The sequence below is a fragment of the Kribbella caucasensis genome, from assembly GCF_004361855.1.
Taxonomy (GTDB): Bacteria; Actinomycetota; Actinomycetes; order Propionibacteriales; family Kribbellaceae; genus Kribbella; species Kribbella caucasensis.
This window is the reverse complement of the sequence record NZ_SNWQ01000015.1, coordinates 1-22,949: the sequence shown is the minus strand read 5'-3', so window position 1 is coordinate 22,949 and position 22,949 is coordinate 1. Positions and strand designations below refer to the sequence as shown.

General features: G+C 68.5%; 24 protein-coding genes and 1 other RNA gene. 14 read left to right on the top strand and 11 right to left on the bottom strand.

Annotated elements, in window-relative coordinates; translation table 11 throughout:
• Positions 1 to 166 precede the first annotated feature (166 nt).
• On the bottom strand, positions 167 to 1,738 hold the full coding sequence (locus EV643_RS27650) for an alkaline phosphatase D family protein (RefSeq protein ID WP_133803082.1): 1,572 nt from the start codon (positions 1,736 to 1,738) through the stop codon (positions 167 to 169).
• Between the two features lie 189 nt (positions 1,739 to 1,927).
• Here EV643_RS27650 and nagZ point away from each other — a divergent pair, with 189 nt between their 5' ends.
• Positions 1,928 to 3,385, top strand: a complete 1,458-nt coding sequence (gene nagZ / locus EV643_RS27645) for a beta-N-acetylhexosaminidase (RefSeq protein WP_133803081.1) — start codon at positions 1,928 to 1,930, stop codon at positions 3,383 to 3,385.
• 17 nt (positions 3,386 to 3,402) lie between these two features.
• On the opposite strand, the gene EV643_RS27640 is transcribed toward nagZ, so the two are convergent.
• A complete protein-coding gene (locus tag EV643_RS27640; protein ID WP_133803080.1) occupies positions 3,403 to 4,581 on the bottom strand; it encodes an ROK family protein in 1,179 nt (392 codons plus the stop codon).
• Positions 4,582 to 4,713: 132 nt separating this feature from the next.
• Here EV643_RS27640 and EV643_RS27635 point away from each other — a divergent pair, with 132 nt between their 5' ends.
• From EV643_RS27635 to EV643_RS27605, 7 genes are all read left to right on the top strand, one after another.
• Positions 4,714 to 6,363: a glycoside hydrolase family 13 protein gene (locus EV643_RS27635; protein WP_133803079.1), complete on the top strand. Its 1,650-nt coding sequence runs from the start codon at positions 4,714 to 4,716 to the stop codon at positions 6,361 to 6,363.
• Positions 6,364 to 6,431: 68 nt separating this feature from the next.
• Positions 6,432 to 7,256, top strand: coding sequence for a Nif3-like dinuclear metal center hexameric protein (locus EV643_RS27630; RefSeq protein WP_133803078.1), 825 nt, complete (start codon positions 6,432 to 6,434; stop codon positions 7,254 to 7,256).
• Between the two features lie 107 nt (positions 7,257 to 7,363).
• On the top strand, positions 7,364 to 8,077 hold the full coding sequence (locus EV643_RS27625) for a zinc ribbon domain-containing protein (RefSeq protein WP_202869785.1): 714 nt from the start codon (positions 7,364 to 7,366) through the stop codon (positions 8,075 to 8,077).
• Positions 8,074 to 9,213, top strand: a complete 1,140-nt coding sequence (locus tag EV643_RS27620; RefSeq protein WP_133803076.1) for a bifunctional RNase H/acid phosphatase — start codon at positions 8,074 to 8,076, stop codon at positions 9,211 to 9,213. Before EV643_RS27625 ends, EV643_RS27620 begins: the two co-directional genes overlap by 4 nt.
• 53 nt (positions 9,214 to 9,266) lie before the next feature.
• Positions 9,267 to 10,700 (top strand): RNB domain-containing ribonuclease, encoded by a 1,434-nt coding sequence (locus EV643_RS27615; protein ID WP_133803075.1) that lies wholly within the window; start codon positions 9,267 to 9,269, stop codon positions 10,698 to 10,700.
• A gap of 62 nt (positions 10,701 to 10,762) precedes the next feature.
• Positions 10,763 to 11,509, top strand: coding sequence for an RNA polymerase sigma factor (locus EV643_RS27610; RefSeq protein WP_133803074.1), 747 nt, complete (start codon positions 10,763 to 10,765; stop codon positions 11,507 to 11,509).
• Between the two features lie 131 nt (positions 11,510 to 11,640).
• Complete coding sequence (locus EV643_RS27605; protein ID WP_133803073.1) at positions 11,641 to 12,000, top strand: hypothetical protein; 360 nt, start codon at positions 11,641 to 11,643, stop codon at positions 11,998 to 12,000.
• Here the strand turns inward: EV643_RS27605 and EV643_RS27600 are convergent.
• A complete protein-coding gene (locus EV643_RS27600; RefSeq protein ID WP_133803072.1) occupies positions 11,992 to 12,549 on the bottom strand; it encodes a TetR/AcrR family transcriptional regulator in 558 nt (185 codons plus the stop codon). The genes EV643_RS27605 and EV643_RS27600 overlap by 9 nt on opposite strands.
• Positions 12,550 to 12,577: 28 nt before the next feature.
• On the opposite strand from EV643_RS27600, the gene EV643_RS27595 reads away from it, so the two are divergent.
• Entirely contained in the window at positions 12,578 to 13,108 is a 531-nt protein-coding gene (locus EV643_RS27595) for a GNAT family N-acetyltransferase (protein WP_238165843.1), read from the top strand.
• 151 nt (positions 13,109 to 13,259) lie between these two features.
• Here EV643_RS27595 and EV643_RS27590 read toward each other — a convergent pair whose 3' ends face one another.
• The 3 genes from EV643_RS27590 to EV643_RS27580 form a co-directional block, all read right to left on the bottom strand.
• Positions 13,260 to 14,039 (bottom strand): DUF899 domain-containing protein, encoded by a 780-nt coding sequence (locus EV643_RS27590; protein WP_133803071.1) that lies wholly within the window; start codon positions 14,037 to 14,039, stop codon positions 13,260 to 13,262.
• A 92-nt stretch (positions 14,040 to 14,131) separates the two neighbouring features.
• Positions 14,132 to 14,532: RNase P RNA component class A (rnpB, locus tag EV643_RS27585), an RNA gene on the bottom strand.
• Between the two features lie 9 nt (positions 14,533 to 14,541).
• Positions 14,542 to 14,910 (bottom strand): DUF952 domain-containing protein, encoded by a 369-nt coding sequence (locus EV643_RS27580; protein WP_133803070.1) that lies wholly within the window; start codon positions 14,908 to 14,910, stop codon positions 14,542 to 14,544.
• 91 nt (positions 14,911 to 15,001) lie between these two features.
• On the opposite strand from EV643_RS27580, the gene EV643_RS27575 reads away from it, so the two are divergent.
• On the top strand, positions 15,002 to 16,087 hold the full coding sequence (locus tag EV643_RS27575) for an alkaline phosphatase D family protein (protein WP_255513044.1): 1,086 nt from the start codon (positions 15,002 to 15,004) through the stop codon (positions 16,085 to 16,087).
• Complete coding sequence (locus EV643_RS46530; RefSeq protein ID WP_255513043.1) at positions 16,045 to 16,599, top strand: alkaline phosphatase D family protein; 555 nt, start codon at positions 16,045 to 16,047, stop codon at positions 16,597 to 16,599. The genes EV643_RS27575 and EV643_RS46530 overlap by 43 nt, the downstream gene beginning before the upstream one ends.
• On the opposite strand, the gene frdD is transcribed toward EV643_RS46530, so the two are convergent.
• The gene (gene frdD, locus EV643_RS27570) at positions 16,600 to 16,947 is read right to left on the bottom strand and encodes a fumarate reductase subunit FrdD (protein ID WP_133803069.1); all 348 of its coding nucleotides are present in this window, start codon (positions 16,945 to 16,947) and stop codon (positions 16,600 to 16,602) included.
• Positions 16,948 to 17,045: 98 nt separating this feature from the next.
• Here frdD and EV643_RS27565 point away from each other — a divergent pair, with 98 nt between their 5' ends.
• The 3 genes from EV643_RS27565 (at position 17,046) to EV643_RS47005 (ending at position 19,627) form a co-directional block, all read left to right on the top strand.
• On the top strand, positions 17,046 to 18,125 hold the full coding sequence (locus tag EV643_RS27565; RefSeq protein ID WP_238165842.1) for an RNA-guided endonuclease InsQ/TnpB family protein: 1,080 nt from the start codon (positions 17,046 to 17,048) through the stop codon (positions 18,123 to 18,125).
• A gap of 197 nt (positions 18,126 to 18,322) precedes the next feature.
• Positions 18,323 to 19,447, top strand: a complete 1,125-nt coding sequence (locus EV643_RS27560) for an IS110 family RNA-guided transposase (protein ID WP_238165841.1) — start codon at positions 18,323 to 18,325, stop codon at positions 19,445 to 19,447.
• Between the two features lie 21 nt (positions 19,448 to 19,468).
• A complete protein-coding gene (locus EV643_RS47005) occupies positions 19,469 to 19,627 on the top strand; it encodes a zinc ribbon domain-containing protein (RefSeq protein ID WP_370452396.1) in 159 nt (52 codons plus the stop codon).
• Positions 19,628 to 19,663: 36 nt separating this feature from the next.
• Here the strand turns inward: EV643_RS47005 and EV643_RS27550 are convergent, their stop codons facing one another.
• The 4 genes from EV643_RS27550 to EV643_RS27535 are packed head-to-tail and all read right to left on the bottom strand — an operon-like array spanning position 19,664 to position 22,765.
• The gene (locus EV643_RS27550) at positions 19,664 to 20,044 is read right to left on the bottom strand and encodes a fumarate reductase subunit C (RefSeq protein ID WP_133803068.1); all 381 of its coding nucleotides are present in this window, start codon (positions 20,042 to 20,044) and stop codon (positions 19,664 to 19,666) included.
• Positions 20,041 to 20,784: a succinate dehydrogenase/fumarate reductase iron-sulfur subunit gene (locus EV643_RS27545; protein WP_133803067.1), complete on the bottom strand. Its 744-nt coding sequence runs from the start codon at positions 20,782 to 20,784 to the stop codon at positions 20,041 to 20,043. The genes EV643_RS27550 and EV643_RS27545 overlap by 4 nt, the downstream gene beginning before the upstream one ends.
• Before the next feature lie 3 nt (positions 20,785 to 20,787).
• Positions 20,788 to 22,527 (bottom strand): fumarate reductase (quinol) flavoprotein subunit, encoded by a 1,740-nt coding sequence (gene frdA, locus EV643_RS27540; RefSeq protein ID WP_133803066.1) that lies wholly within the window; start codon positions 22,525 to 22,527, stop codon positions 20,788 to 20,790.
• A 4-nt stretch (positions 22,528 to 22,531) separates the two neighbouring features.
• Positions 22,532 to 22,765 (bottom strand): hypothetical protein, encoded by a 234-nt coding sequence (locus EV643_RS27535; protein WP_133803065.1) that lies wholly within the window; start codon positions 22,763 to 22,765, stop codon positions 22,532 to 22,534.
• Positions 22,766 to 22,949: the final 184 nt, after the last annotated feature.

Sequence of the window (22,949 nt, the reverse complement as noted above, 5' to 3'; positions counted from 1 at the left end):
AGTCGGGTAATCAGGCTGAAAAGCACTACAGAGTGCTCAGAACCGGGCCCAATGAGGCACTGACGGTCACTGACAACGATGGCCTTTCAGGCGATTGAAAGCATCCCCGAAAGGCCCGATCGCCACCCAGCCCGCGGCTGGATGGCGATCGGGGTGAGGCGGCAGGTCAGTCTTGGTGGAGGCCTGGGGAGCCGGCTTCGACGACGAAGGTGGCGCGGGTGGAGACGGGGGCGCCGGGGGTGCTGACGTATGGCAACACCTTGAAGTCGGCCCGGAGGCTGTCCCGGGTGAGCCGGGTGCTGACGTAGCCGCGCTGGTTGTTCAGCAGCTTGATGTGCGGGTTCTCGGCCAGCAGTTGCGGACCGTTCGCGGGCATGTCCTGGCCGTCGCCGCCGGAGGTGATCGAGGTGGTGACCAGCTCCACTCCGACCGTGGCCGAGTCCGGGTCGCGGAAGTCGGCCTTGAGGTCGTTCGCGTAGTGCCGGTGAACGTCACCCGTCAGCACGACCGGGTTGGTCACACCGCGCTCCCGCATGCCGTCGAGGATCCGCTGCCGGGATGCGGCGTACCCGTCCCACGCGTCCATGCTGTAGCTGACGGCTGGACCGGTGGTGAAGTCGCGGGCCGCGAAGAACACCTGCTGACCGAGCACGTCCCAGGTCGCGTACGACCGGCCGAGCCCGTCCAGCAGCCACTGCTCCTGCTCCGGCCCGGTGATGGAGCGCGCCGGGTCGAACGCGGCCGGGCAGTCCGAGGCCGTGTCGTTGCAGGCCTGGTCGCTGCGGTACTGCCGGGTGTCGAGCATGTGGAACTCGGCCAGCCGGCCCCACTTGATCCGCCGGTAGAGCTGCAGGTCGATCCCACTCGGGATGCTGCTGCGCCGCAACGGCATGCTCTCGTAGTACGCCCGGTACGCCGCGGCCCGGCGCTCCAGGAATCCGGCCTGCCCGGCCGGCGACGGGATCTCGTCGGCGTAGTTGTTCTCCAGTTCGTGGTCGTCCCACACCACTACCCAGGGAGCGATCGAGTGCGCGGCCTGCAGATCCGGATCGGTCCGGTACTGCGCGTGCCGCACCCGGTAGTCGGCCAGCGTCCAGATCTCCTGGGCAGGGGAGTGGGCCCGCGCGCCGGTCCCGCCCGGGCCTTCGTAGATGTAGTCGCCGAGATGCAGGATGAGCGACGGGTGCTCCTCCGCCATCCGCCGGTACGCGGTGAAGTATCCGCCGGAGTAGTTGGAGCAGGACACGAACGACATGTGCAGCGGGCTGCCGTAGGTACCCGGCAGTGGCGTGGTCAGCGTGCGGCCGACCTCGGACAGGTGACCCTCGCAGCGGAATCGGTAGAAGTACTCGCGGCCGGGCAGCAGGCCACCGACCTCGACGTGTACGGCGTGGGCCGACTCCGGTCCGGCCGTCACGGCACCGGCGCGGACCACTTGGCGCAGCTGCGGATCGAGGGCGATCTGCCACTGCACGACGTACCGGCGGCTTGGCATGCCGCCCATACCGTCGGCGGCGAGCGGATCGAGGGCGAGCCGGGTCCACAGGACGACGCTCTGGTAGTCGGGGTCGCCGGACGCGATGCCGAGCGTGAACGGGTCGGTCAACTGCTGGGCGGTGCCGGCGGACTCAACGGGGACGGGCGATCCGGACGCAGGTAGCGAACCGGCGGCGACGGCGGTCGCACCGGCGGCGGTCGCGGCGAGCAGGGTGCGTCGGGTGATCGGTGTGACGGGCATGGCGGGGCTCCGTAACTGATCGGGTTCTGTACCTGACAGGGAAGGGACTTCCGCCACCCTTGTGCCGGCCGGCGAACCTGGGGTGACGGGGAGAGGAGGTGCCGGTGAAGGTTCCGCCGGTCGCGGGGTTGTCCACAGGCCGGCCGATGCCACTGGCGGTGGTGGCCGCCGACAAGAGAGGGTTGGGGGATGAGCGACCAACTTGAACGCGACGCGGCCGGCGCGCTGATCGTCGGCTTCACCGGGACCACCGCCTCCGACGACCTGCGCCGCGCGGTCGCGGCCGGCCTCGGCGCCGTCATCCTGTTCACCCGGAACGTGGTCGACGCCGAGCAGGTCACCGCGCTGACCGCGTTACTGCGAGCCGAGCGGCCCGACCTGCTGATCGCGATCGACCACGAGGGCGGCGAGTTCAGCCACCTCGCCCCGGCGAACCCCTGGCCGCTCTCCTCGCCGCGCGCTCTCGGCGAGCTGGACGACCTGATGCTGACCCGGATGTCGGCCCGGGATGCCGCCGCCACGCTCGCCTCGCTCGGCATCGACGTGATGCTCGCGCCGTCGGTCGACGTGAACAGCAACCCGGCGAACCCGATCATCTCCACCCGCTCGTTCGGCACCACGGCGGACGTGGTCTCCCGGCATGGCGTCGCGTTCGTCGAAGGCGTGCACGACGCCGGGATCGCCGCCTGCCCGAAGCACTTCCCGGGCCACGGCGACGTCTCGGTCGACTCGCATCTCGCCCTGCCCCGGGTGGACCGCTCGATCGAGGAGGTGACCGCGGTCGAGCTCGCGCCGTTCAAGGCGACCATCGACGCCGGCGCCGACCTGATCATGAGCGCGCACATCGTCTTCGCCGCGTACGACGATCAGCCGGCCACGTTGTCGCGCCGGATCCTGCAGGGGTTGCTCCGCGACGAGCTCGGGTTCACCGGCGTGATCACCACCGACGCGTTGGAGATGCAGGCGATCACCGCGACCCGGTCGATCGAGCAGGCCGCGGTCGAGTCGATCCGGGCCGGCGCCGACCTGGCGATGATCGCGATCGGCGAGGCGGATCCGCGAGCGCTGACCGCGCACGTGGTCGATGCCGTGGGCAATGGATCGCTCGAGGCCGACCGGGTTGCCGAGGCGGCCGGCCGGGTTCGCGAGCTGGCGGCCACGTTGGCCAGGCGGAAGCGTCGGCCCGGGTTGAGCGGCGCACCCGTGCGCGAGGTGGCAGGGCGGACCGTGGCGAGCCAGGAGTTCCCGGCACTCGGCGGCGCGCCGTACGTGATCGATCTGACCCAGGGGCTGCACCCGGCCTGGAACCCTTATTTCAGTGGGCTCCCAGAGGTCTTCCGCCGGATCGCAGCAGACTCGGCCGGCGTCGTACTGCGGTCGGAGGACCCGGCCGCACTAGCGGAAGCCCGTACTGCGGCCGCGGGGCGCCCGCTCGTCGTCGCCGTCCAGGACGCGGTCCGTACGCCGTGGATGCGTGCGGCCCTGGAGCAGCTGCTGGAGGGTCGGGATGGCGACGTGTTCGTACTCTGCACAGGCATCCCCGAGGATCGCGCGATAGTCCCGGCCGGCGTGCCATCCGGGGTCACCTACGGCCGCAACCTGGTCGTCCTGGAGTCCGTCGCCGAGGTGCTCACCCGCCCAAGGTGAGCCCGGTTGCTCCGCAGTCAGAATCGGCGGGCCGTCAGGGTCAGGTCGAGGGCGTGCCGGACCGCGCCGACTGCGACGATCGTGTCGCCGAGGGTTGAGGCGGCGACGCGCGGCGGCGTACTGGTGTGGGTGGGCAGCTGCTTCTCGATCGAGGGGAGCAGTGACTGGGCGGCTTCGGCGACGGCGCCGCCGATCACGACCAGCTCGGGGTTGAAGAGGATGCCGAGGGTCGCGACCACGCGGGCGGTCCGGCAGGCGATGTCCTCGAGGATCTCCTCGGCCACCGCGTCACCTTCGGCGGCTGCGGTGAACACCAGCTCCGCCGTGACCGGATCCGTCCCGGCCAGGTCCCGCAGTACGGTCTCGACGGCCGGGTCGGCGACCGCTTCGGCGCCGCGCTCGCGGGCGATCCGGGCGATGCCGTGGGTGTCGCCGACGCCCTCGACCAGCTTGAGGTAGACCATCTCGCCGGCGCCACCCCGGCTGCCGTGCAGGAGGCGGCCGGAGTCCATCAGCCCCGAACCGAACCGCTCACCGGCGAGCAGCACGACCAGGTCGTCTGCCTCGCGACCCTGACCGCGCCAGTGTTCGCCGAGGACGGCCAGATTCGCGTCGTTCTCCAGCAGGGCGGGCCAGCCGTGCACCTTGGACAGCCGCGCGGTCAGCCCGGAATCGAACCTGCGCCAGAACTCGTCGTCGGCCAGGATGTTGCCGGTCCGGTCCACCGGCGCCGCGACGCCCACCCCGGCGGCGATCACGTCGGTGTCGGTCACGTCCGCCGTGGTCATCGCCTCGGCCACCGCCTCGTTGACCACTTCGGTCCGGTCGGCCGGCGCTTCGACACCGGCGAACGAGCGGACGGTCTTGGCCTTGGTCTCGCCGCGCAGGTTCGCCACCAGCACGGTGGTCTTGGCGGCGCCGACATCGATGCCGAGCACATGACCTGCCTGGCTGTTGAACTCGAACCGGCGCGACGGCCGGCCGACGGTGGTGTCGTCCCGCACGGGGTCGAGCTCGACCACCCAGCCCATCTCGATCAGGTCGTTGCAGACCGCGTGCACGGTCGCCCGGGTCAGCCCGGTCGCCTCGATCAGACCGGTTCCTGTCATCACACCCGCGTTCGAGAGCACGCCGAGTAGCTTTCCGGCGTTGACCCGGCGCAGCAGTGGCGGCGTGGCCGCCGAAGTCTTCGGCATAACCCTCTTGACCTCCTCGCAAGATGACGCGCAGAATACTGCAGAATCTAAATTTAGAGTCTATATAAATACTTCGGCAACGTCGCCGGAACGCCCCGGAAACTTCGCCGCCGACCACGAGTGAGGCCCCTTGTGACCAGCACCGAGCTCCAGGTACCCCGCGCCGACCTGTCCGACCCCAACTGGTGGCGGCAGGCGGTGGTCTACCAGATCTACCCCCGCAGCTTCGCCGACGCCAACGGTGACGGGGTCGGCGATCTGCAGGGCATCATCAGCCGGCTGCCGTACCTGGTCTCGCTCGGGATCGACGCGGTCTGGCTCAGCCCGTTCTACCCGTCCGCGCTGGCCGACGGCGGGTACGACGTGGACGACTACCGCGACGTGGATCCGCGGCTCGGCACCTTGTCCGACTTCGACGAGCTGGTCGAGGCGCTGCACGGGGCCGGGATCAAGCTGATCGTCGACATCGTGCCGAACCACTCGTCCGACCGGCACGAGTGGTTCCGCGAAGCGCTGGCCGCGCCGAAGGACTCGCCCGCGCGGGACCGGTACATCTTCCGCGAAGGCGTCGGCGACCAGCCGCCGTCGGATTGGGACTCGGTCTTCGGCGGTTCGGCCTGGGCCCAGATCGAGGACGGCCAGTGGTACCTGCACCTGTTCGCGGCCGAGCAGCCGGACCTGAACTGGGACAACCGCGAGGTCCGCGACGACTTCATCAAGACCCTCCGGTTCTGGTCCGACCGGGGCGTGGACGGCTTCCGGGTGGACGTCGCGCACGCGCTGGTGAAGGACTTGAGTGAGCCCTTGCCGTCCAAGACCACGCTGCCCCGGCAGTCGGAGTCGAACGGCCTGCACCCGCTGTGGGACCGCGACGAGGTGCACGACGTCTACCACGAGTGGCGTCAGGTGCTGAACGAGTACGACCCGCCCCGGTCGGCGGTGGCGGAGGCGTTCGTACCGGCTACCCGGCGGGCGCGGTACGCGAGTGCCAAGGGTCTCGGTCAGGCGTTCAACTTCGACCTGCTGCAGGCCGACTGGGACTACGACAGGTTCCGTCAGGTGATCGAGGAGAACCTCGCGCTGGCCGAGCAGAACGGATCATCGTCGACCTGGGTGTTCTCCAACCACGACGTCGTCCGCCACGCGACGCGGTACGGGCTGCCGAAGGACCCGGACGGCGCCTGGCAGGACGGCAAGGCATGGCTGCTGAGCAACGGAACCGAGCCGACCGTCGACGTCGAACAGGGCCTGCGCCGAGCACGCGCCGCCGTACTGCTGATGCTCGCGCTGCCGGGTTCGGCGTACCTGTACCAGGGTGAGGAGCTCGGTCTGCAGGAGGTCGGCGAACTGCCGGCCGCGAACCTGCAGGACCCGGCGTACTTCCGCTCCAAGGGCGCCGAGAAGGGCCGCGACGGTTGCCGCGTCCCGCTGCCCTGGACCGTCGGCGGCCTGTCGTTCGGCTTCGGCGCAGGCGGTTCACACCTGCTGCAGCCGAAGTGGTTCGGCACCTACTCGGTCGAGGCCCAGGAGGGCGACGCCGACTCGACCCTGAGCCTGTACCGCAAGGCGCTCGCGGTCCGCCGCGGCCTGCAGTCCAGCGAAGACCTCGAATGGGTCGACGGCGTCGACTGGTCCCTGCACTTCCAGCGCCCCGGCGGCTGGCAGTCCATCACCAACTTCGGCGCCGCCCCCATCGAACTCCCCGACGGCGCCGTAGTCCTGTCCAGCGCTCCCCTGGAAGGCGACAAACTCCCGGCGGACACGACCGCCTGGCTCATCTAGTACCCCGCGAAGCCGCGCCGCGCCCGTCCCAACCGAACCACTCGCGCCTTGTGCGGCAGGATGGCCACGTGAATCCGAGTTTGGGTGATGTTGTCGGGGTGCTCGACGAGCTGTACGACCCTGCGTGGGCGGAGAGTTGGGACGCCGTCGGCCTGGTGACCGGGGAGCTGGATCAGCCGATCCGGAAGGTGCTGTTCGCCGTCGACCCGATGCGGGCCGTCATCGACGAAGCGATCGAGGGTGGTTTCGACCTGATAGTCAGCCACCACCCGCTACTCCTACGCGGCGTGAACAGCGTCGCCGCGATCAACCCCAAGGGAAAGGTCATCCACGACCTCATCCGAAACAACCTCGCCCTCCACGTTTGCCACACCAACGCAGACAACGCCAACCCAGGCGTAAGCGACGCCCTCGCAGCAGCGATAGGCATCGCCAACACCCGCCCCCTCAAACCCATGCCCCCCGGCTTCCCCAGCTCCCTCGGCGGCGGCCGGATCGGCAACCTGCAGCAACCGATGCCCCTCGCAGACTTCGCCGACCGGGTGCGGCAGAACCTCCCGCCGACCGAGCACGGCGTCCGCGTATCCGGCGACCCAGACCGATTGATCGAGACGGTCGCGGTAGTCGGCGGCTCAGGTGACTCCGAGTTCGACCGAGTCCGAGCAGCCGGCGCCGACGCCTACGTCACCGCCGACCTCCGCCACCACCCCGCCACCGAAGCACGCGCGTACGACGAGGGCCCGGCACTGGTGGACGTCGCGCACTGGGCCAGCGAGTGGCCGTGGCTGCAGGATGCCGAGCGGCTCCTGCTCGCGGGGTTGGCAGATCGGGGCAGTACCGTGGACACTCACATCTCGACGCTCTGCACCGACGCCTGGACCCTGCGCCTCTGAGCCTGCGCCTCTCAGCTCACAGCCGACCAAGCGTCCGAGCGCTGACAACTGAACGCGCCTGATCGAAGGAGCCGACCCTGAACGCCGAGCCCGCTGTCCAACGCCGGTTGCTGGACCTGCAGGATCTCGACCTGCAGCTGGATCAGGTCGCGCACAAACGCAAGTCGCTGCCGGAGCACCAGGCCCTCGCCGAGCTGGCCGGCGAGAAGTCGGTCGTCGATCGCGAGCTGGTCAGCGCCGACACCGAGGTGTCCGACCTGCAACGCGAACAGAAGAAGGCGGACAGCGATGTCGAGCAGGTCCGCCAGCGCAAGGCGCGCAACCAGCAGCGTCTCGACTCCGGTCAGGTCACGTCACCGAAGGACCTGGAGAACCTGCAGCACGAGATCGGTTCGCTGGACCGCCGGATCGCGGATCTGGAGGACGCCGAGCTCGAGGTGATGGAGAAGCTGGAGACCGCCGAGGCGACCCAGGCCGAGCTGCGGATCCGGGCCGACGCGTTCGCCGGCCGGCAGACCGAGCTGGAGTCCACCCGGGACGCCGCGGTCAAGGAGCTCGACGAACAGCGCGCCGCTTTCGGCGATCAGCGTGCGAAGGTCGCCGCCGAACTGCCCGCCGACCTCGTCACGCAGTACCAGAAGCTCCGGGAACGCAACGGTGGCATCGGCGCCGCGCCGCTGGTCGGCAAGCGCTGCATGGGTTGCCGGATGGAGCTGAGCCCGTCGGACCTGAACCGGATCAAGGCCGCCGCCCCCGATTCCGTACTGCGCTGCGAAGAGTGCGGCCGGATCCTGGTGCGGACGGCGGAGACCAACGTATGAGCGGTGCGGACTCGCCCCGGCACGTCATCATCGAGGCCGATGGTGGTTCGCGGGGCAACCCGGGCCCAGCGGCGTACGGGTCGCTGGTCAGGGATGCCGCGACCGGTGAGGTGCTCGCGCAGGCCGGCGTCACCATCGGGGTCGCGACGAACAACGTGGCGGAGTACAGCGGCCTAATCGCCGGGCTGGAGTTGGCCCGGGAGTATGCGCCGGACGCGTCGATCGAGGTCCGGATGGACTCCAAGCTGGTGATCGAGCAGATGGCCGGGCGTTGGAAGGTCAAGCACCCGGACATGATTCCGCTCGCGCGGAAGGCCCAGTCGCTGGCGCCGTTCGGGACCGAGTGGACGTGGGTACCACGCGCGCAAAACGCGGCCGCCGACGCGCTCGCGAACATGGCGCTGGACGGGAAACCGGTGCCGCTCAAGCCCGCGGAGAGCCCGGCCGCGCCGGTTGTCGCGGAGGCGTCGGATCTGCAGAAGGCCTTGCGGGGTTGGGGTGCGCAGACGGAGCCGCCGACGCAGCTGATCTTCCTGCGGCACGGCGAGACACCGCACACCGTCGAGAAGCGGTTCTCCGGCGCGGGTGGAGACGACCCCGCACTGAGCGAGACCGGGGTGGCCCAGGCGCGGGCGGCAGCGCAGTACTTGGCGACGCAGTACCCGGATGGGGTGGACGCGATCGTCGCGTCTCCGATGCTGCGGACGCGCCAGACGGCGGATGTGGTCGCCGAGCAGCTCGGGCTCGACGTCGACGTGCGCGACGGGTGGGTGGAGTGCTCGTTCGGGGACTGGGACGGGCACACGTTCGCCGAGATCCAGGAGAAGTGGCCGGAGGCACTCAACGCTTGGATGGAGTCGACCGCGGTCGCGCCGCCGGGTGGCGAGTCGTTCGACGCTTGCGCACGCCGGGCCCGGTCCGCACGCGACGCGCTGCTGACCAGCTACCCCGGCAAAACGGTCGTCGTGGTCACCCATGTGACGCCGATAAAGCTGATGGTCCGCGGCGTTCTGCAGGCCCCGATGGCGTCGATGTTCCGGATGGAACTGAAGCCCGCCACCCTCACCGAGATCCACTGGTACGCCGACGGCCTGGCGTCGCTCAAATCCTTCAACATCCAGCCCTCGCTAGTCTGACCCCTACAACCCGCGCACAAAGGGGTGCGCGGGCTGACAGGACGGAGTGGTCGGTGCCGTTGCAGAGAGTGCATTTCGCCGAGGACGTGCCCGCGGTGTTCCGTACGTCGCTGCAGGCGATCAGGAACGAACTGGAGGTGCCGGCGGAGTTCCCGCCCGAGGTGGTGGCGGCCGCGATCAAGGCCGCCTCGAATCCCCGGCTGCCGGAGCTGGACCGGACCGACCTCGAGTTCGTCACGATCGACCCACCCGACTCGATGGACCTCGACCAGGCGGTCCACATCGAGCGCACCGGCGACGGGTACACCGTGTACTACGCGATTGCGGACGTCGCCGCGTTCGTCCAGCCCGGCGACCCGATCGACGTCGAGGCCCGCAAGCGCGGTGAGACCCTCTACGCGCCGGACAAGCGGATCCCGTTGCACCCGCCGGAGTTGTCCGAGGGGGCCGCGTCCCTGCTGCCCGACAAGGTCCGTCCGGCCTTGCTGTGGACGATCAAGGTCGACGGCAGCGGCGAGGGGACGGACGTCGTCGTACAGCGTGCCCTGGTGATGTCCCGGGCCAAGCTGAGCTACGCCGGTGTGCAGAAAGACCTGGATGCCGGCATCGCCCAAGAATCCCTCCAGTTGCTCCGTGAGGTCGGCAAGCTCCGCGAGCAGCGTGAGCTCGAACGCGGCGGCGTCAACCTGCCGATCCCGGACCAGGAGATCGTCGCCTCCAACGGCGAGTGGAACCTGGAGTTCCGCGCGCCGCTCCCGGTCGAGGGCTGGAACGCGCAGATCTCGCTGCTCACCGGGATGGCGGCCGCGCACCTGATGATGTACGGCGAGATCGGCATCCTGCGAACCCTGCCCGAATCGCATGACGACCTGCGCCGGAAGCTGGAGAACACCGCGAAGGCGCTCGGGATCGCGTGGCCCGTCGGTACGCCGTACGCCGCGTTCATCCACGGGCTGGATCCGAAGGTGCCGGCGCACGCGGCGATGCTGGCGGCCTGCACGGTGCTGTTCCGCGGCGCGGGGTACACGGCCTTCTCCGGCGGCGTGCCCGAGCGGCCCGAACACGCCGCGATGAAGTCGGAGTACGCCCATGTCACCGCGCCGCTGCGGCGGTTGGTGGATCGCTGGACCGGCGAGATCTGCCTGGCGCTGTGCGCGGACGTGGAGGTGCCGAAGTGGGTCCGCGAGTCGATGGACGAGATCCCGAAGATCATGGAGGAGTGCGACCGCAAGGCGAACGCGTACGAGCGGGCGATCGTCTCGATGGTCGAGGCCGGCCTGGTCAAGGATCACGTCGGGTCGACGTTCGACGGCGTGATCACCGACGTGGACGATCGCGACCCCGCCCGCGGTGTCGTGGCCCTGTCCACGCTGGCGATCGAGGGCCCGGTCAAGGGCACTCAGGCGCTACCCCTCGGCCAGCCGGTCCGGGTCAGGCTCACCGACGCCGACATCACCCGCCGTACGGTCGCCTTCGAGTTGGCCTGACGGTTCCATGACGTGTTTGCCGAGTACTGCCCGGACAGCGGGCGGCGTGCCAACCTGATGACATGGGACCGTCCGACGCCGAGTTGATCCTGGCTGCGCGCGGTGGTGACGTTCAGTCGCTGGCCGTACTGCTGATGCGCCATCGTGCCGCGATGCACGCCGTCGCAGCCGCAGTACTGGGCGCGGGGCCGGAGGTCGAGGACGTCGTTCAGGATGCCTCGCTGGTCGCCATCACGGATCTCGGCAGGATCAGGGACCCCTCGCTGGCGCGGCCGTGGCTGACCGGGATCACCCGGAACCTGGCCCGTGCCCGGCTTCGTCGGCATGATCCGCTTCCCACCGACTTCCCGGACCTTCCTGCGGCCGACGATCCCGACCGCCGGCTGGAGGAAGCGGCCCTGCGCGACTGGATCTGGGCGGCGATCGGCGGGCTCTCGGAGCCACTCCGGGACGTCGTGGTGCTGCGGTACTTCAGCATGGCCTCGAGCTACGACGCCATCGCGGCCGCCCTCGGCATCCCGGTCGGCACGGTGCGCAGTCGCCTGTATGACGCCCGTCGGACCCTCGGTTCCCGGCTGCGCGAACTGGAGTCTTCTGCCATCGACGGCTACGCGCGGGCGAGCCGGACAAGCGAGGGCATGTTCGCCGCGATCGTTGACGAGTACAACAGCGGAACGGATATCGGGGTGCTGCGGAGCATGCTGGCCGAGGAGGCCAGGCTCACCGTGGCCGCCAGCAACGAGTTGATCGTCGGCCGGATCGCGATCACTCGAGGCATGGCCGAAGATATCGAGGCCGGCCGTACCTGAGTGCGACCACGTTCGGGGAGCCGCCGGACTTCACCGAGATCGCCGACCTGATCATCACCCACGAGGCGACGCATCTGTTCCATCAGATCGACCCGGTCACCTGGGCGTCGGAATTCCCGGCCGACTGGGTGATGGAGCTGTTCGCCAACCTCGGCATGCACGGCTACCTCGCAACCCACGAACCCGACCAACTGCGCCTGCTGGCTGCGATGGTCGAGGCGACACTCGATGCCGGGTCTGACATCTGGGACCTGCAGGACCTGTCCCTGATGGGCGAAAGCATGCGGTCCAGCGTCACGAACTACGTCTGGTACGAGTTCCGCCTGATCCGCTTCGCCGAGCAACTGTGGAACACCGGCGGCGAGGAAGGACTGCTGGCTTACCAACGGCTACTCGGCCACCCGGACCTGTCACCCGACCAGGTCATCAACCTGATGTCCCAACTGGACCCTGCCGTTGCGGACGCCATCCGCCGCTGGCCGTCACCCTAGCTCGGTCTCGACTGCTCTGGTGGTTCGGTCCAGGTCGTCTGTGGCCAGCAGGTCGAGGAGTGCTCCGCGGAGGAGGGCCAGTACCGCGGTGCGTCGGGCCTCCGCCGTGGGGGTGTCGGGGTCGGGTTGGGAGGCTTTGAGTAGTTCGAGCCAGTCGTCGACGGTCGAGCGGGCGTAATCGGCCCACGGTCCCTCGGGGGATACCAGGGAGCGGCCGTATGCCTCGACCCAGAGGTTCATCAGGGGACGGCGTTCCGGTGCGGCGAGCCAGGTCCACAGTTCGCGCGCGACCACTTCGAGCCCGGGCTGATCGTCGTACCGGAGGTTCTTCAGCAGGGCGAGTTCGTCGCTGCGGGCGCGGGCGAGCAAGGCGCGGATCAGACCGTCCTTGCTGCCGAAGAGGAACAGCAGCACCCGCGGGCTCGACCCGATCGCCGCGGCCAGGGGGCGCAGCGAGAGTTCCGCGAGGCCATGGCTGAGCGAGTACGCGTAGGCGAGCTCGAGCAGTTCCTGTTCGCGCGCGGAGGGGGCTGGTTTCGTCGTCTGCACCCGGCTAGTATCGCTTACTGAAACAGTCGTGTCAGTTGATCGGGTGGTGCAGATGTCCGATGTGGTGATCAGGCCGCTGGGTGAACCTGGTGATTTGGGATGGGTCGTGCAGGCGCACGGCGAGATCTATGCGGCCGAATACGGCTGGGGCTTCCCCTTCGAGACCCTGGTCGCCGAGATAGTCACCGACTACGCCACCACCCGTCTCCGCGATGCCGACGGTCGGGAGGCGGCGTGGGTTGCGACCGTGGACGGGGAGCGGGCCGGCTGCATCTTCTGTGTGCGCGGTGACGACGAGGCGACGGCCAAGCTCCGGCTTCTGCTCGTCGCGCCGTCCGGCCGGGGCAGCGGTCTCGGCGGCCGGCTCGTCGACACCTGCCTCGACTTCGCCCGCTCGGCCGGCTACAAGCGGATGGTGCTCTGGACGAACGACCCCCTGGTCGCTGCCCGGCACATCTACCTGGCCCGCGGCTTCCAGCTCACCGGATCCGAACCACACAACACCTTCGGCACCGGCGACGTCCTCAGCCAAACCTACGAACTAGACCTGACCGCCTGACCGCACGGCGTATCTGCACCACTCAGCAACTGCTGTAGATCCGTGGTTTGGGGCGGGGTTCAGGCGTGGGGAATGGGTGCACCGCGTGGTTACTGAGTGCTGGAGGTACGGCCCGGCCTGCGGGTGGGCAGCACTCGCAGGCCGGGAGTTCTCAGTGGCAGTGGTGGTCGGCGTCCGTGGTGTCTCGGTGGGTGATGCGGGGGTCGCCTGCTACCGGGGCGGTTCCGGGGGTTCGGCCCTTGGGTTCTTCCCAGGGTTCCTGGCGGCCCAGGGCGGTGAGGTCCAGCGCGTTGGGGGCGAAGCCCATGGAGTCGGTGCCCCGGCCGTACGTCGAGTAGGTGTGGTGGACGGTCTCGCCGACGCGGAGGAAGCAGGACATGCCGTGGAGGTCGAACGGCTGCTCGCCCTGCACGTGTTCGTTATTCGGGAGGGCGTCCCACTCGGCCTTGGTGCGGTAGTTGTACTCCAGCGGCACCACCGAGTCGTCCAGCGTCACGTGGTAGTCGAAGTTGAAGTCGCTCCCGTACGACGAGTACCACGGAAACGTCCACCCCATCCGCTCCCGGTACGCCGCGATCTTCTCGTACGGCGCGCGGGAGATCGCGGCGAACGTCGTACCCCGGTCATGCAGGAAGTCCAGCCGGCCGAGTTCGTCGGCGAAGCCCGAGCAGTTCGGGCAGCCGGCGTCCCACTCGGGGTGGAACATGAAGTGGTAGACCACCAGTTGGTCGCGATCTTCGAACAGATCCAGCAGCCCGGTCTCACCGGACGGACCGGTGAATCGGTAGTTCTTCTCCACCCGGACCATCGGCAACCGCCTCCGGTCGGCGTTCAGCCGGTCGCGCCGCTTGGTGAACTCCTTCTCCTCGGCCAGGAACTTCTTCCGGGCCACCAGCCACTCCTCGCGCGAAACCACATCCGGCAGGTTCATCGTTTCTCCTCGGTCGGCAAACGGCTATCAGCAGCGACGTCGGAGCCGGCCGGGACCCCTCGACATTTCCGGGGACGCGGCTGGCGTTGGAGGGAACGGGTCGGTCTGTAAGCCGGATTCTGTAGTCGGCGATCATCCATCTACGGTGACCGTTGCCGGCACCTCTAGCGGCCTACCCGCGAGCTCGGGCGGGCAGCCCTCGAACGCTCACGCGGACGACGGTTTCCCGCCGCCCTTCTTGGCCTTGCTCCACGTGGGGTTTACCGAGCCTCCGCAGTCGCCTGCGGAGCTGGTGGTCTCTTACACCACCGTTTCACCCTCACCCGCACTCCGATGAACCACGGGGTTCACCGGAGCCGCTGGCGGTCTGTTCTCTGTGGCACTGTCCCGCGGGTTACCCCGGGTGGGCGTTACCCACCACGTTGCCCTGTGGAGTCCGGACTTTCCTCGGCGCCCACCTCAGGGTGAGCGACGCGATCGCCCGACCGACCCGTTCCTGGAGTCAGGATACGACCTGCGCGTCGACTTCCGGCCACAGCCCGTCGGTACCGCGCTCATACGGCAGCACGTCGACGACCGCGTCCAGGTTGAGCGGGCCGTAGATGTGCGGGAACGACATCCCGGTCCCGTCCAGATCCTCGTCGCACAGCGCGGACACCAGGCGCTCGGTGTCGATCACCAGCAGGCAGAGCGGCTCGGTCACGTCGTCGTAGGCGAAGTTGGCCACCATCGCGACCTGCTCCGGCCGGGACGCGTGGATGAAGGTCGCCCCGTCATCGAGGCTCTTGCCCCGGCTGGAGATCCGGTAGCTGCCCGCTGCCCGGGCGGCGTTCCACTCCTCGACGAAGGCGATGTGCAGAATCGACGGCATGAACTGAGGCTATCGAGGCCGCCATGCCGGGTCTCCGTTGCGACACTCGAAAGTCGTCTCGATGTCACCAATCGGCGTTAGCGTGCGGCGCATGACACCGCCCAGTGCAGAGCCAGTGCCCCGTGTCGGAGCACTAGATCGTCGCAAGTTCCTCGCTGCTGTTGGAGGTGTGGCCGGGGTCGCGGCGCTCGCCCAGTTGCCGGTCGACCAGGCCAACGCGACCCCCAGGACGGCCGGCGGGAACTACCCGTTCACGCTCGGTGTCGCCAGTGGTGACCCGACGTCGACCGGGGTCGTGCTGTGGACCCGGCTGGTCCCGGACCTGTTCGTGCCCGGTGGCGGTATGCCGCCGACGAAGGTGCCGATCGAGTGGCAGATCGCGCTCGACGAGGGCTTCCGCCGCATCATCCGGACCGGTACGACGTGGGCGCTGCCCGAGCTCGCCCACTCGGTCCACGTCGAGGTGGACGGGCTGGCACCGGACCGCGAGTGGTTCTACCGGTTCAAGTACCGCTCGGACGTGTCGCCGATCGGCCGCACCCGTACTGCGCCGGTCCGCACCGGTCGGCACGCCGAGGTGAAGTTCGCCTTCGCGTCCTGCCAGGAGTGGTCGAGCGGCTACTACTCGGCGCTCAGGCACATGGCCAACGAGGACCTGGATCTCGTCCTGCACCTCGGCGACTACGTCTACGAGGGCGGTATCCCGGCCGACGGCGGCTACCGGAAGACCCCCGTGCCGGCCGTCCTGCAGCAGGCGCCGCGCGACGTGGACCGTTGGCGGATGCAGTACGCGCTCTACAAGAGCGACCCGGATCTGCAGAAGGCGCACGCGCGCTTCCCGTGGATGGTGACCTGGGACGACCACGAGGTCCAGAACGACTACGCCAACAACCAGTCGCAGTACGAGGGTGACATCACCGCCCTGCGGGCCGCCGCGTACCAGGCGTGGTACGAGCACCAGCCGGTACGCCGACCCGCGCGCCCTGTCGGTGAGGGACCGCGGATCTACCGGCGGCTCCAGTGGGGCGACCTCGCGCAGTTCGACGTCGTCGACGGCCGGCAGTACCGCAGCATCCCGCCGTGCGGCTGGGGCGAGGCCGACGCCTGCGAGGTGGGTACGACCCGTCGATCACGATGCTCGGCAAGACCCAGGAGAAGTGGCTGTACGACGGCCTGAAGCGCTCGCGGGCCCAGTGGGACGTGCTCGCCAGCAACGTGATGGTCGGCCGGCTCGACCACGACGGTGCCGACGGCAACCTTCTCTGGCACGACGCGTGGGACGGGTTCCCGGGCGCACGGCAACGACTGATCGAGGCCTGGGACCAGGCGGACACCCGCAACCCGGTCGTCGTCACCGGCGACTGGCACTCCACCTTCGTCAACGACATCCACGCGAACTTCGATCGCGAGGGGACGCCAGTGGTCGCGACCGAGTTCGTCGGCACGTCGCTGACCAGCAACGGCGACGGCGAGGTGTACGGGCCTTATTACGGGCCGATGATCAAGTACAACCCGCACATCAAGTTCTTCGACGGCGACCGCCGGGGCTACGTCCGCTGCACGATCGACCGCGACCAGTTCCGCACCGACCTGCGGATGGTCACCACGGTCAGTCGCGCCGACGCCCCGAAGTACACCTACGCGTCCTTCGTGGTGGAAGACGGCCGCCCTGGAGCCGTCAAGATCTGATCACACGCTGAGCAGGAGAACGGCGGAGACGACCGACCCGGCGACGGCTCCGCCGTAACACAGCGCGATGATCAAAGCACTGAACCTCTTCAGCTGCAGTCCGTCGTACAAGGTGAAGCGGAAGCGGTGCGCCCAATGGAACAACGCCAGCACGCAGAGCCCGAAGAGCACCAGTCGAGTGATCGGGTGATGCAGTACGGCGTACAGGTGCGCGTGGTCGGGAGGGCTGATCCAGTCCAACGGAAACGCCACTCCGAACAGGAAGAGCAGGACCGGGATCATCAGCGCCGCGGCCATGCCCCCGGCGCTGAACAGCAACCACAGAAAGGGTTCGGGTCGAGTCTTCATCGGATTAGACGCGGGGAAACCCCGTCCTTTAGGGCGGGGAGGAACCGCGACTGCCTCCCTTCGGGGAACTGTCGGTCCCGGCTGATTGGATCAGTGGCATGTCCCGATACCGGCTGGACCCGACTCCCGCGCAGGAAGCTGCGTTGCTGGCGCAATGCCGGCAAGCCCGGTACGTGTGGAACCTGGCTCTCGAGCAGTGGTCGATGTGGACCCCCGACAAACGCCCGACACCCGGGTACGTGGAGCAGGCCCGGCAACTGACCGAGGCCCGAGCCGCGTTCGGCTGGTTGCGGGCCGGGTCGCAAACCGTGCAACAACAGGCGCTGCGAGACTTCGACCAGGCGGTCAAGAACTTCTACGCAGGCACCCACCGGCGGCCGACCTGGCGCAAAGCCGGGCTGCACGAGGGGTTCCGTATCGTCGGCTCCCAGGCGTCTCGGATCGTCAGGCTGAACCGGAAGTGGGCCAAAGTCAACGTGCCGAAGGTCGGCTGGGTGCGGTTCCGGCTGTCCCGAGCGATCCCCGACGCGAAGTCGTACCGCATCACCCGCGACCGGGCGGGTCGCTGGCACATCGCCTTCGCCGTCATCCCGGAGCCGATCCCCGCACCGGGTACGGGTGAGGTGGTCGGGGTGGACCGCGGCGTCACCGTCTCGGCCGCCCTGTCCACCGGCGAACTCTTGTTGTGCCCCGGGCTGTCGGAGGGCGAGCAGGCACGGCTGAAGCACCTGCAGCGCCGTCTTGCCCGCTGCCGCCCCCGCTCCAAGCGCCGGGAGCGGGTCAAGGCCGCGATCGCGAAGCTGCAGGCCCGCGCCGGTGACCGGCGCAAGGACTGGGTGGAGAAGACCAGCACCGACCTCGCCCGGCAGTTCGACGTCATCCGGGTCGAGGACCTGCGCGTCGCACCGATGACCAGACGGACCAAACCCAAACCCGATCCGGAACGACCAGGGAGGTACCTGCCGAACCGTCGCCGCGCCAAAGCCGGACTGGACCGCGGCATCCTGGCCAACGGCTGGGGGCTGCTCGTGCAGCGCCTGGAGCACAAGGCCGCCGGCCGGGTCGAGAAAGTGAATCCTGCGTACACGTCGCAGACCTGTAGCGTCTGTGGGCACTGCGCACCGGACAACCGCGAGAGCTGTGAGGATCATGGTGTGCTGTCCCGGACCGTGGTTTGACTCGCGCGAGAGCAGACCGGAGTGTCCTGGCTTGGATCTGTCGACTGTGGTCCGGGACAGTGCTTGCCGCCACCGGACCGGCGGAGCGTGTCCCAATAGGGGCCTTGCCGTGAACAAGGCGCCATCACAGCTTTGACCGCCCCTGCCGGACCGGTGTTGGCCATCGTGTGCCCGTACCGAACAGGAGTCCGACAGCCATGACCAGCATGCCCCAGACGGTGGCGACCAACCAATCCGATACCGATACCGATGCCTTCGCCGAGGAGGTGGTGCTCGGTGTGGACACCCACAAGGACACGCACGTCGCCGCCGTGGTGACCGTGCTGGGCCGGGTGATCGACAGCAAGGCATTCCCCACCACCACGGCCGGCTACCGGAGTCTGCTGGGCTGGGCTCGCGGCCTGGGCCTGGTACGCCGAGCCGGGGTGGAATGCACCGGCTCTTACGGTGCCGGACTGACCCGCTACCTGCTCACCGAGGGCGTCGAGGTAGTGGAGGTCAACCACCCTGACAAGGCCACCCGCCGGCGGCGCGGCAAGACCGACACCATCGACGCGCAGGCCGCCGCCCAGGCGGTGATCTCCGGCCGCGCCACCGCGACCGCGAAAACCGGCGACGGGCCGGCCGAGATGGTCCGGATGCTCAAACTGGCCAAGGATTCCGCGGTCAAGGCCCGCACCCAGGCGATCAACCAACTCAAGGCGGTGCTGGTGTCGGCCGACGCCGGCCTGCGCGACTCGCTGGCCTCGCTGACCACTCCGATCCTGATTCGCCGCTGCGCTGGGCTGGCACCCACCGACGAGGAGCGTGATGGCGATACCGCCGATGTCGCCCGCTACACGTTGGCGCTGCTGGCGACCCGGATCCAACGGCTGACCAGCGAGGTCGACGAGCTGAACCGTCGGTTGACCGCCGTCATCGGTGCACACACGCCCCGGCTGCTGGAGCGGATGGGTATCGGCCCGGACAACGCCGCGGCTTTGCTGATCACCGCCGGCGACAACCCCGACCGGCTGGGCACGGAGGCGTCCTTCGCCGCCCTGTGCGGCACCAGCCCGGTTGAGGCGTCCTCGGGGAAAACCCAGCGCATGCGCCTCAACTACGGTGGCGACCGGCAAGCCAACGCCGCGCTGTATCGCATCGTGCTCACCCGCCTGCGCTGGCACGCCCCCACCCGCGCCTACCGGGACCGCCGGCTGGCCGAAGGCAAGACCCGACGCGAGATCATCCGCTGTCTCAAACGGTATGTCGCCCGCGAGGTCTATCCCCTCCTGCGACCAGCTCCCGGCAACGCCGAACAACAGCTGCCAGCCGCCGCATGACCGCTTGACAAACATAGGGGCATCCAAGCGGTATTCCGGTGCGCAGCCTGCGGCCATCGGGCCAACGCGGACGTGAACGCGGCAGTGAACATCGCGGCCGGACGGGCCGTCAGTGCGCGCCGAGAGACGCCCGTACGGGTCTCGCCGAAGCGTGAACCTCAACTCGCTACCTCCGCGTAGTGGTTGGAATCCTCGCCGTTCATGGCGGGGAGGACGTCAACGCAAGATCACCCATGCTGTGATGGCCGACAGCAACAACCAGGCCGCGTAATGCGCGGCCAGGATCGCTCGCGGCGGAACGCGGCGGCCCTGCAGCTTCACGACCATCGCCTTCGGCGCCAGCCCGAACCAGGTCACCGTATGCAGGAGCACGAAGAGCAACGCGATCACGTTGATCGCGACCACCCACCAATGCCCGCTCCGCTCGACGAACTCGTCGTACGCCGCGGGCCCGTCGCTGATCGCGTTGATCAGTAGCAGCAGATACACGACGAACCAGGCGACGAAAACGCTGCTTAGTTCACGCAGTACGAAAAGCAGGTACGACCAACGTTCGGTCCACCAGAGGATGGGGATCGGCCGGTGGTACGCGGTCATCGCGCACTCCTGGGCATGAGCAGATCCTTGATCGACTTGGTCGCCGCGGTGAGCTTGTACCGCTGGATCGCGCCGGCCGGGTCGACGCCCTTCGGACACGCGGCGCTGCACTCACCGACGAACGTGCAGGACCAGATCCCTTCGGGCGAGGCCAGTACTTCCGCACGTTCGGAAGCGCCCTCGTCCCGCGAGTCGAGGTTGTACCGCTGGGCCAATGCGATCGCCGCCGGGCCGATGAAGGTCGGTTCGAGCGCGTAGACCGGGCAGGCCGAGTAGCACAGCATGCAGTTGATGCACATGCTGTACTGCTTGTACTCGTCCAGTTCATCGGGCGTCTGCAGATACTCGCCTTCCTCGATCGGCGAGTGCACGTCGCGGATCAGCCACGGTTTGACGGTCGGCAGCTTGGCCATGAAGTCGTCGATGTCGACGATCAGGTCGCGGACGACCGGGAAGTTGCGCAACGGCTCGATCCGGATCGGCCCGGGCGCGTAGTCGGTGAGGAAGGTGGCACAGGTCAGCTGCGGATCGCCGTTCACGGTCATCCCGCAACTGCCGCAGATGCCCATCCGGCACGACCAGCGGAACGAGAGCGTGCCGTCCAGGTGATCCTTGATGTAGCTGAGACCGTCGAGGACCGCCCAGTGCTCGCGCAGCGGGACCTCGTACGACTGCAGCACCGGTTCGGTGTCGAGTTCCGGCCGGAAGCGTGCGACTTCGAGGGTGATCCGGTCTGCCATCGTCTACCTCCCGTAAACGCGTTCGCCCGGCGGCCAGCGGGTGATCGTCACCGGGAGGTACCGGACCCGCCCGGTGCCGTCGGATCCGCGCTGGATCAGCGAATGGGCCAGGTACCGGTCGTCGTCACGATCCGGGAAATCGGTGCGCTGGTGTGCCCCGCGCGATTCCTCCCGCCGCAGTGCGCAGGCGACGATGCTCTCGGCAACATCCAGCATGAACGACAGCTCGAGCAGCGCCACCAGTTCGGTGTTGAACGTCTGGCTGTGGTCGTCGATCGCCGCCTTGGCGAACCGCTCCTGCAACTCCCGCAGCTTGTCGGCCGCCTTCTCCATCGAGTCGCGGTCGCGGTAGATCCCCGTACCGTTCTCCATCGTGGTCTGCATCTCGGTACGGATGTCGGCGATCCGCTCGCGTCCGTTCGCGTGCCGGCCGAGGTCCTGCTCCAGCCGGCGTTGTTCGTCGCGTCCTTGGGCCAGGATCGCGCGTGGCACGTTGGCGTCGCCGTACCGGCCGGCGAACACGGCTGCAGCTCGCCCGGCCCTGTTCCCGAACACCAGGCACTCCGGCAACGAGTTGGACCCGAGCCGGTTGGCCCCGTTGATGCTGACGCAGGCGGTCTCGCCGGCGGCGTACAGGCCCTGGACCGGTGTCGCGCCGTGGATGTCGGTGTGGACGCCGCCCATCATGTAGTGCACGACCGGGCGGACCGGGACCAGCTCGGAGACCGGGTCGATGTTCTGGTACTTCGAGCACAACTCCCGGACGAACGGCAGCTTGGCGTCGATCAGTTTCGCGCCGAGGTGACGCAGATCCAGGTGCACGATCGGCCCGTACGGCGTGTCGATGGTCCGGCCTTTTTCCATTTCGTGCACGAAGGCCTGTGAGAGTCGATCACGTGGTCCCAGCTCCATGCTGCGCATCACCGGAGTGGGTGAAGCGGTGCCGAGGTCGTAGTCCTGCAGATAGCGGTAGCCGTCTTTGTTGAGCAGCCAGCCGCCTTCGGCCCGGGCCGCCTCGGTGATCAGGATGCCGGTGAACGGCAGGCCGGTCGGGTGGTACTGGACGAACTCCATGTCCTTGAGCGGCGCACCGGCCCGGTAGGCGAGTGCCATCCCGTCCCCGGTCTTGATGTTGGCGTTGGTGGTGAACGGATAGACGCGGCCGCAACCGCCGGTGCACACGATCACGGTGCTCGCGGTGATGGTCTCGATCCGCCCGGTGGCCAGTTCGATCGCGACCACGCCGTACGCGCGTCCGTCGTCGACCAGGATCTTGGTGACGTACCACTCGTCGTACCGGACGATGTCGGTGTACGAGAGCGCCGTCTGGAAGAGCGTGTGCAGCAAGTGGAATCCGGTCCGGTCGGCGGCGAACCAGGTCCGCTTCTTCTTCATCCCACCGAAGGCTCGTACGGCGATGCGCCCGTCCGGCTGGCGGCTCCACGGGCAGCCCCAGTGTTCGAGCCGGAGCAGTTCGCGGGGCGCCTCATGGACGAACGCCTCGACGGCGTCCTGGTCGCACAGCCAGTCGCTACCGGAGACGGTGTCGTAGGCGTGCTCGTCGAGGCTGTCGTCCTCGGCGGCGACTCCGGCGGCGCCGCCCTCGGCCGACACCGTGTGGCTGCGCATCGGATAGACCTTCGAGACGATCGCCACGCTCAACCGCGGATTGGTCTCGGCGACGGCGATGGCGGCGCGCAAACCGGCGCCGCCACCCCCGATCACCACCACGTCGTGAAACATCCTCCTAGGCCTCGTGGTCGCCGCTGTGCTCGTCCATCAGCACCTTGCCGTCGTGCCGGATGGTCCTGAGCCGGACGCTGCCGTCGTGGAACTCGTGCCGGATCGTCCGGCAGCCGCAGGCCCAGTGCACATCGTCGAACTTCAGGCCCTCGGAGTCGTCGTCCTTGCTGCGATCACCGTCCACTAGCCGCCCGCACGGTGCCCGCTCCTGGGTGAAGTGCGTCAGGGTGCCGGTCATCACCCACCTCCTCGAGGCCGTCGCTGTATGTGAGTCACATCACAGCTCGATAGTGCTCCTCGGCCTCGCTCGCGGCAATGGTTGCCGTCCAGGGCCCCGGCAAAGTCGTTGCCTGGGGCTCTGGCCTGCGGGTTTACGGCCGTGTGACCGGTGTGGCGTGTGTGACGGGTGTGGCTCGTGAGGC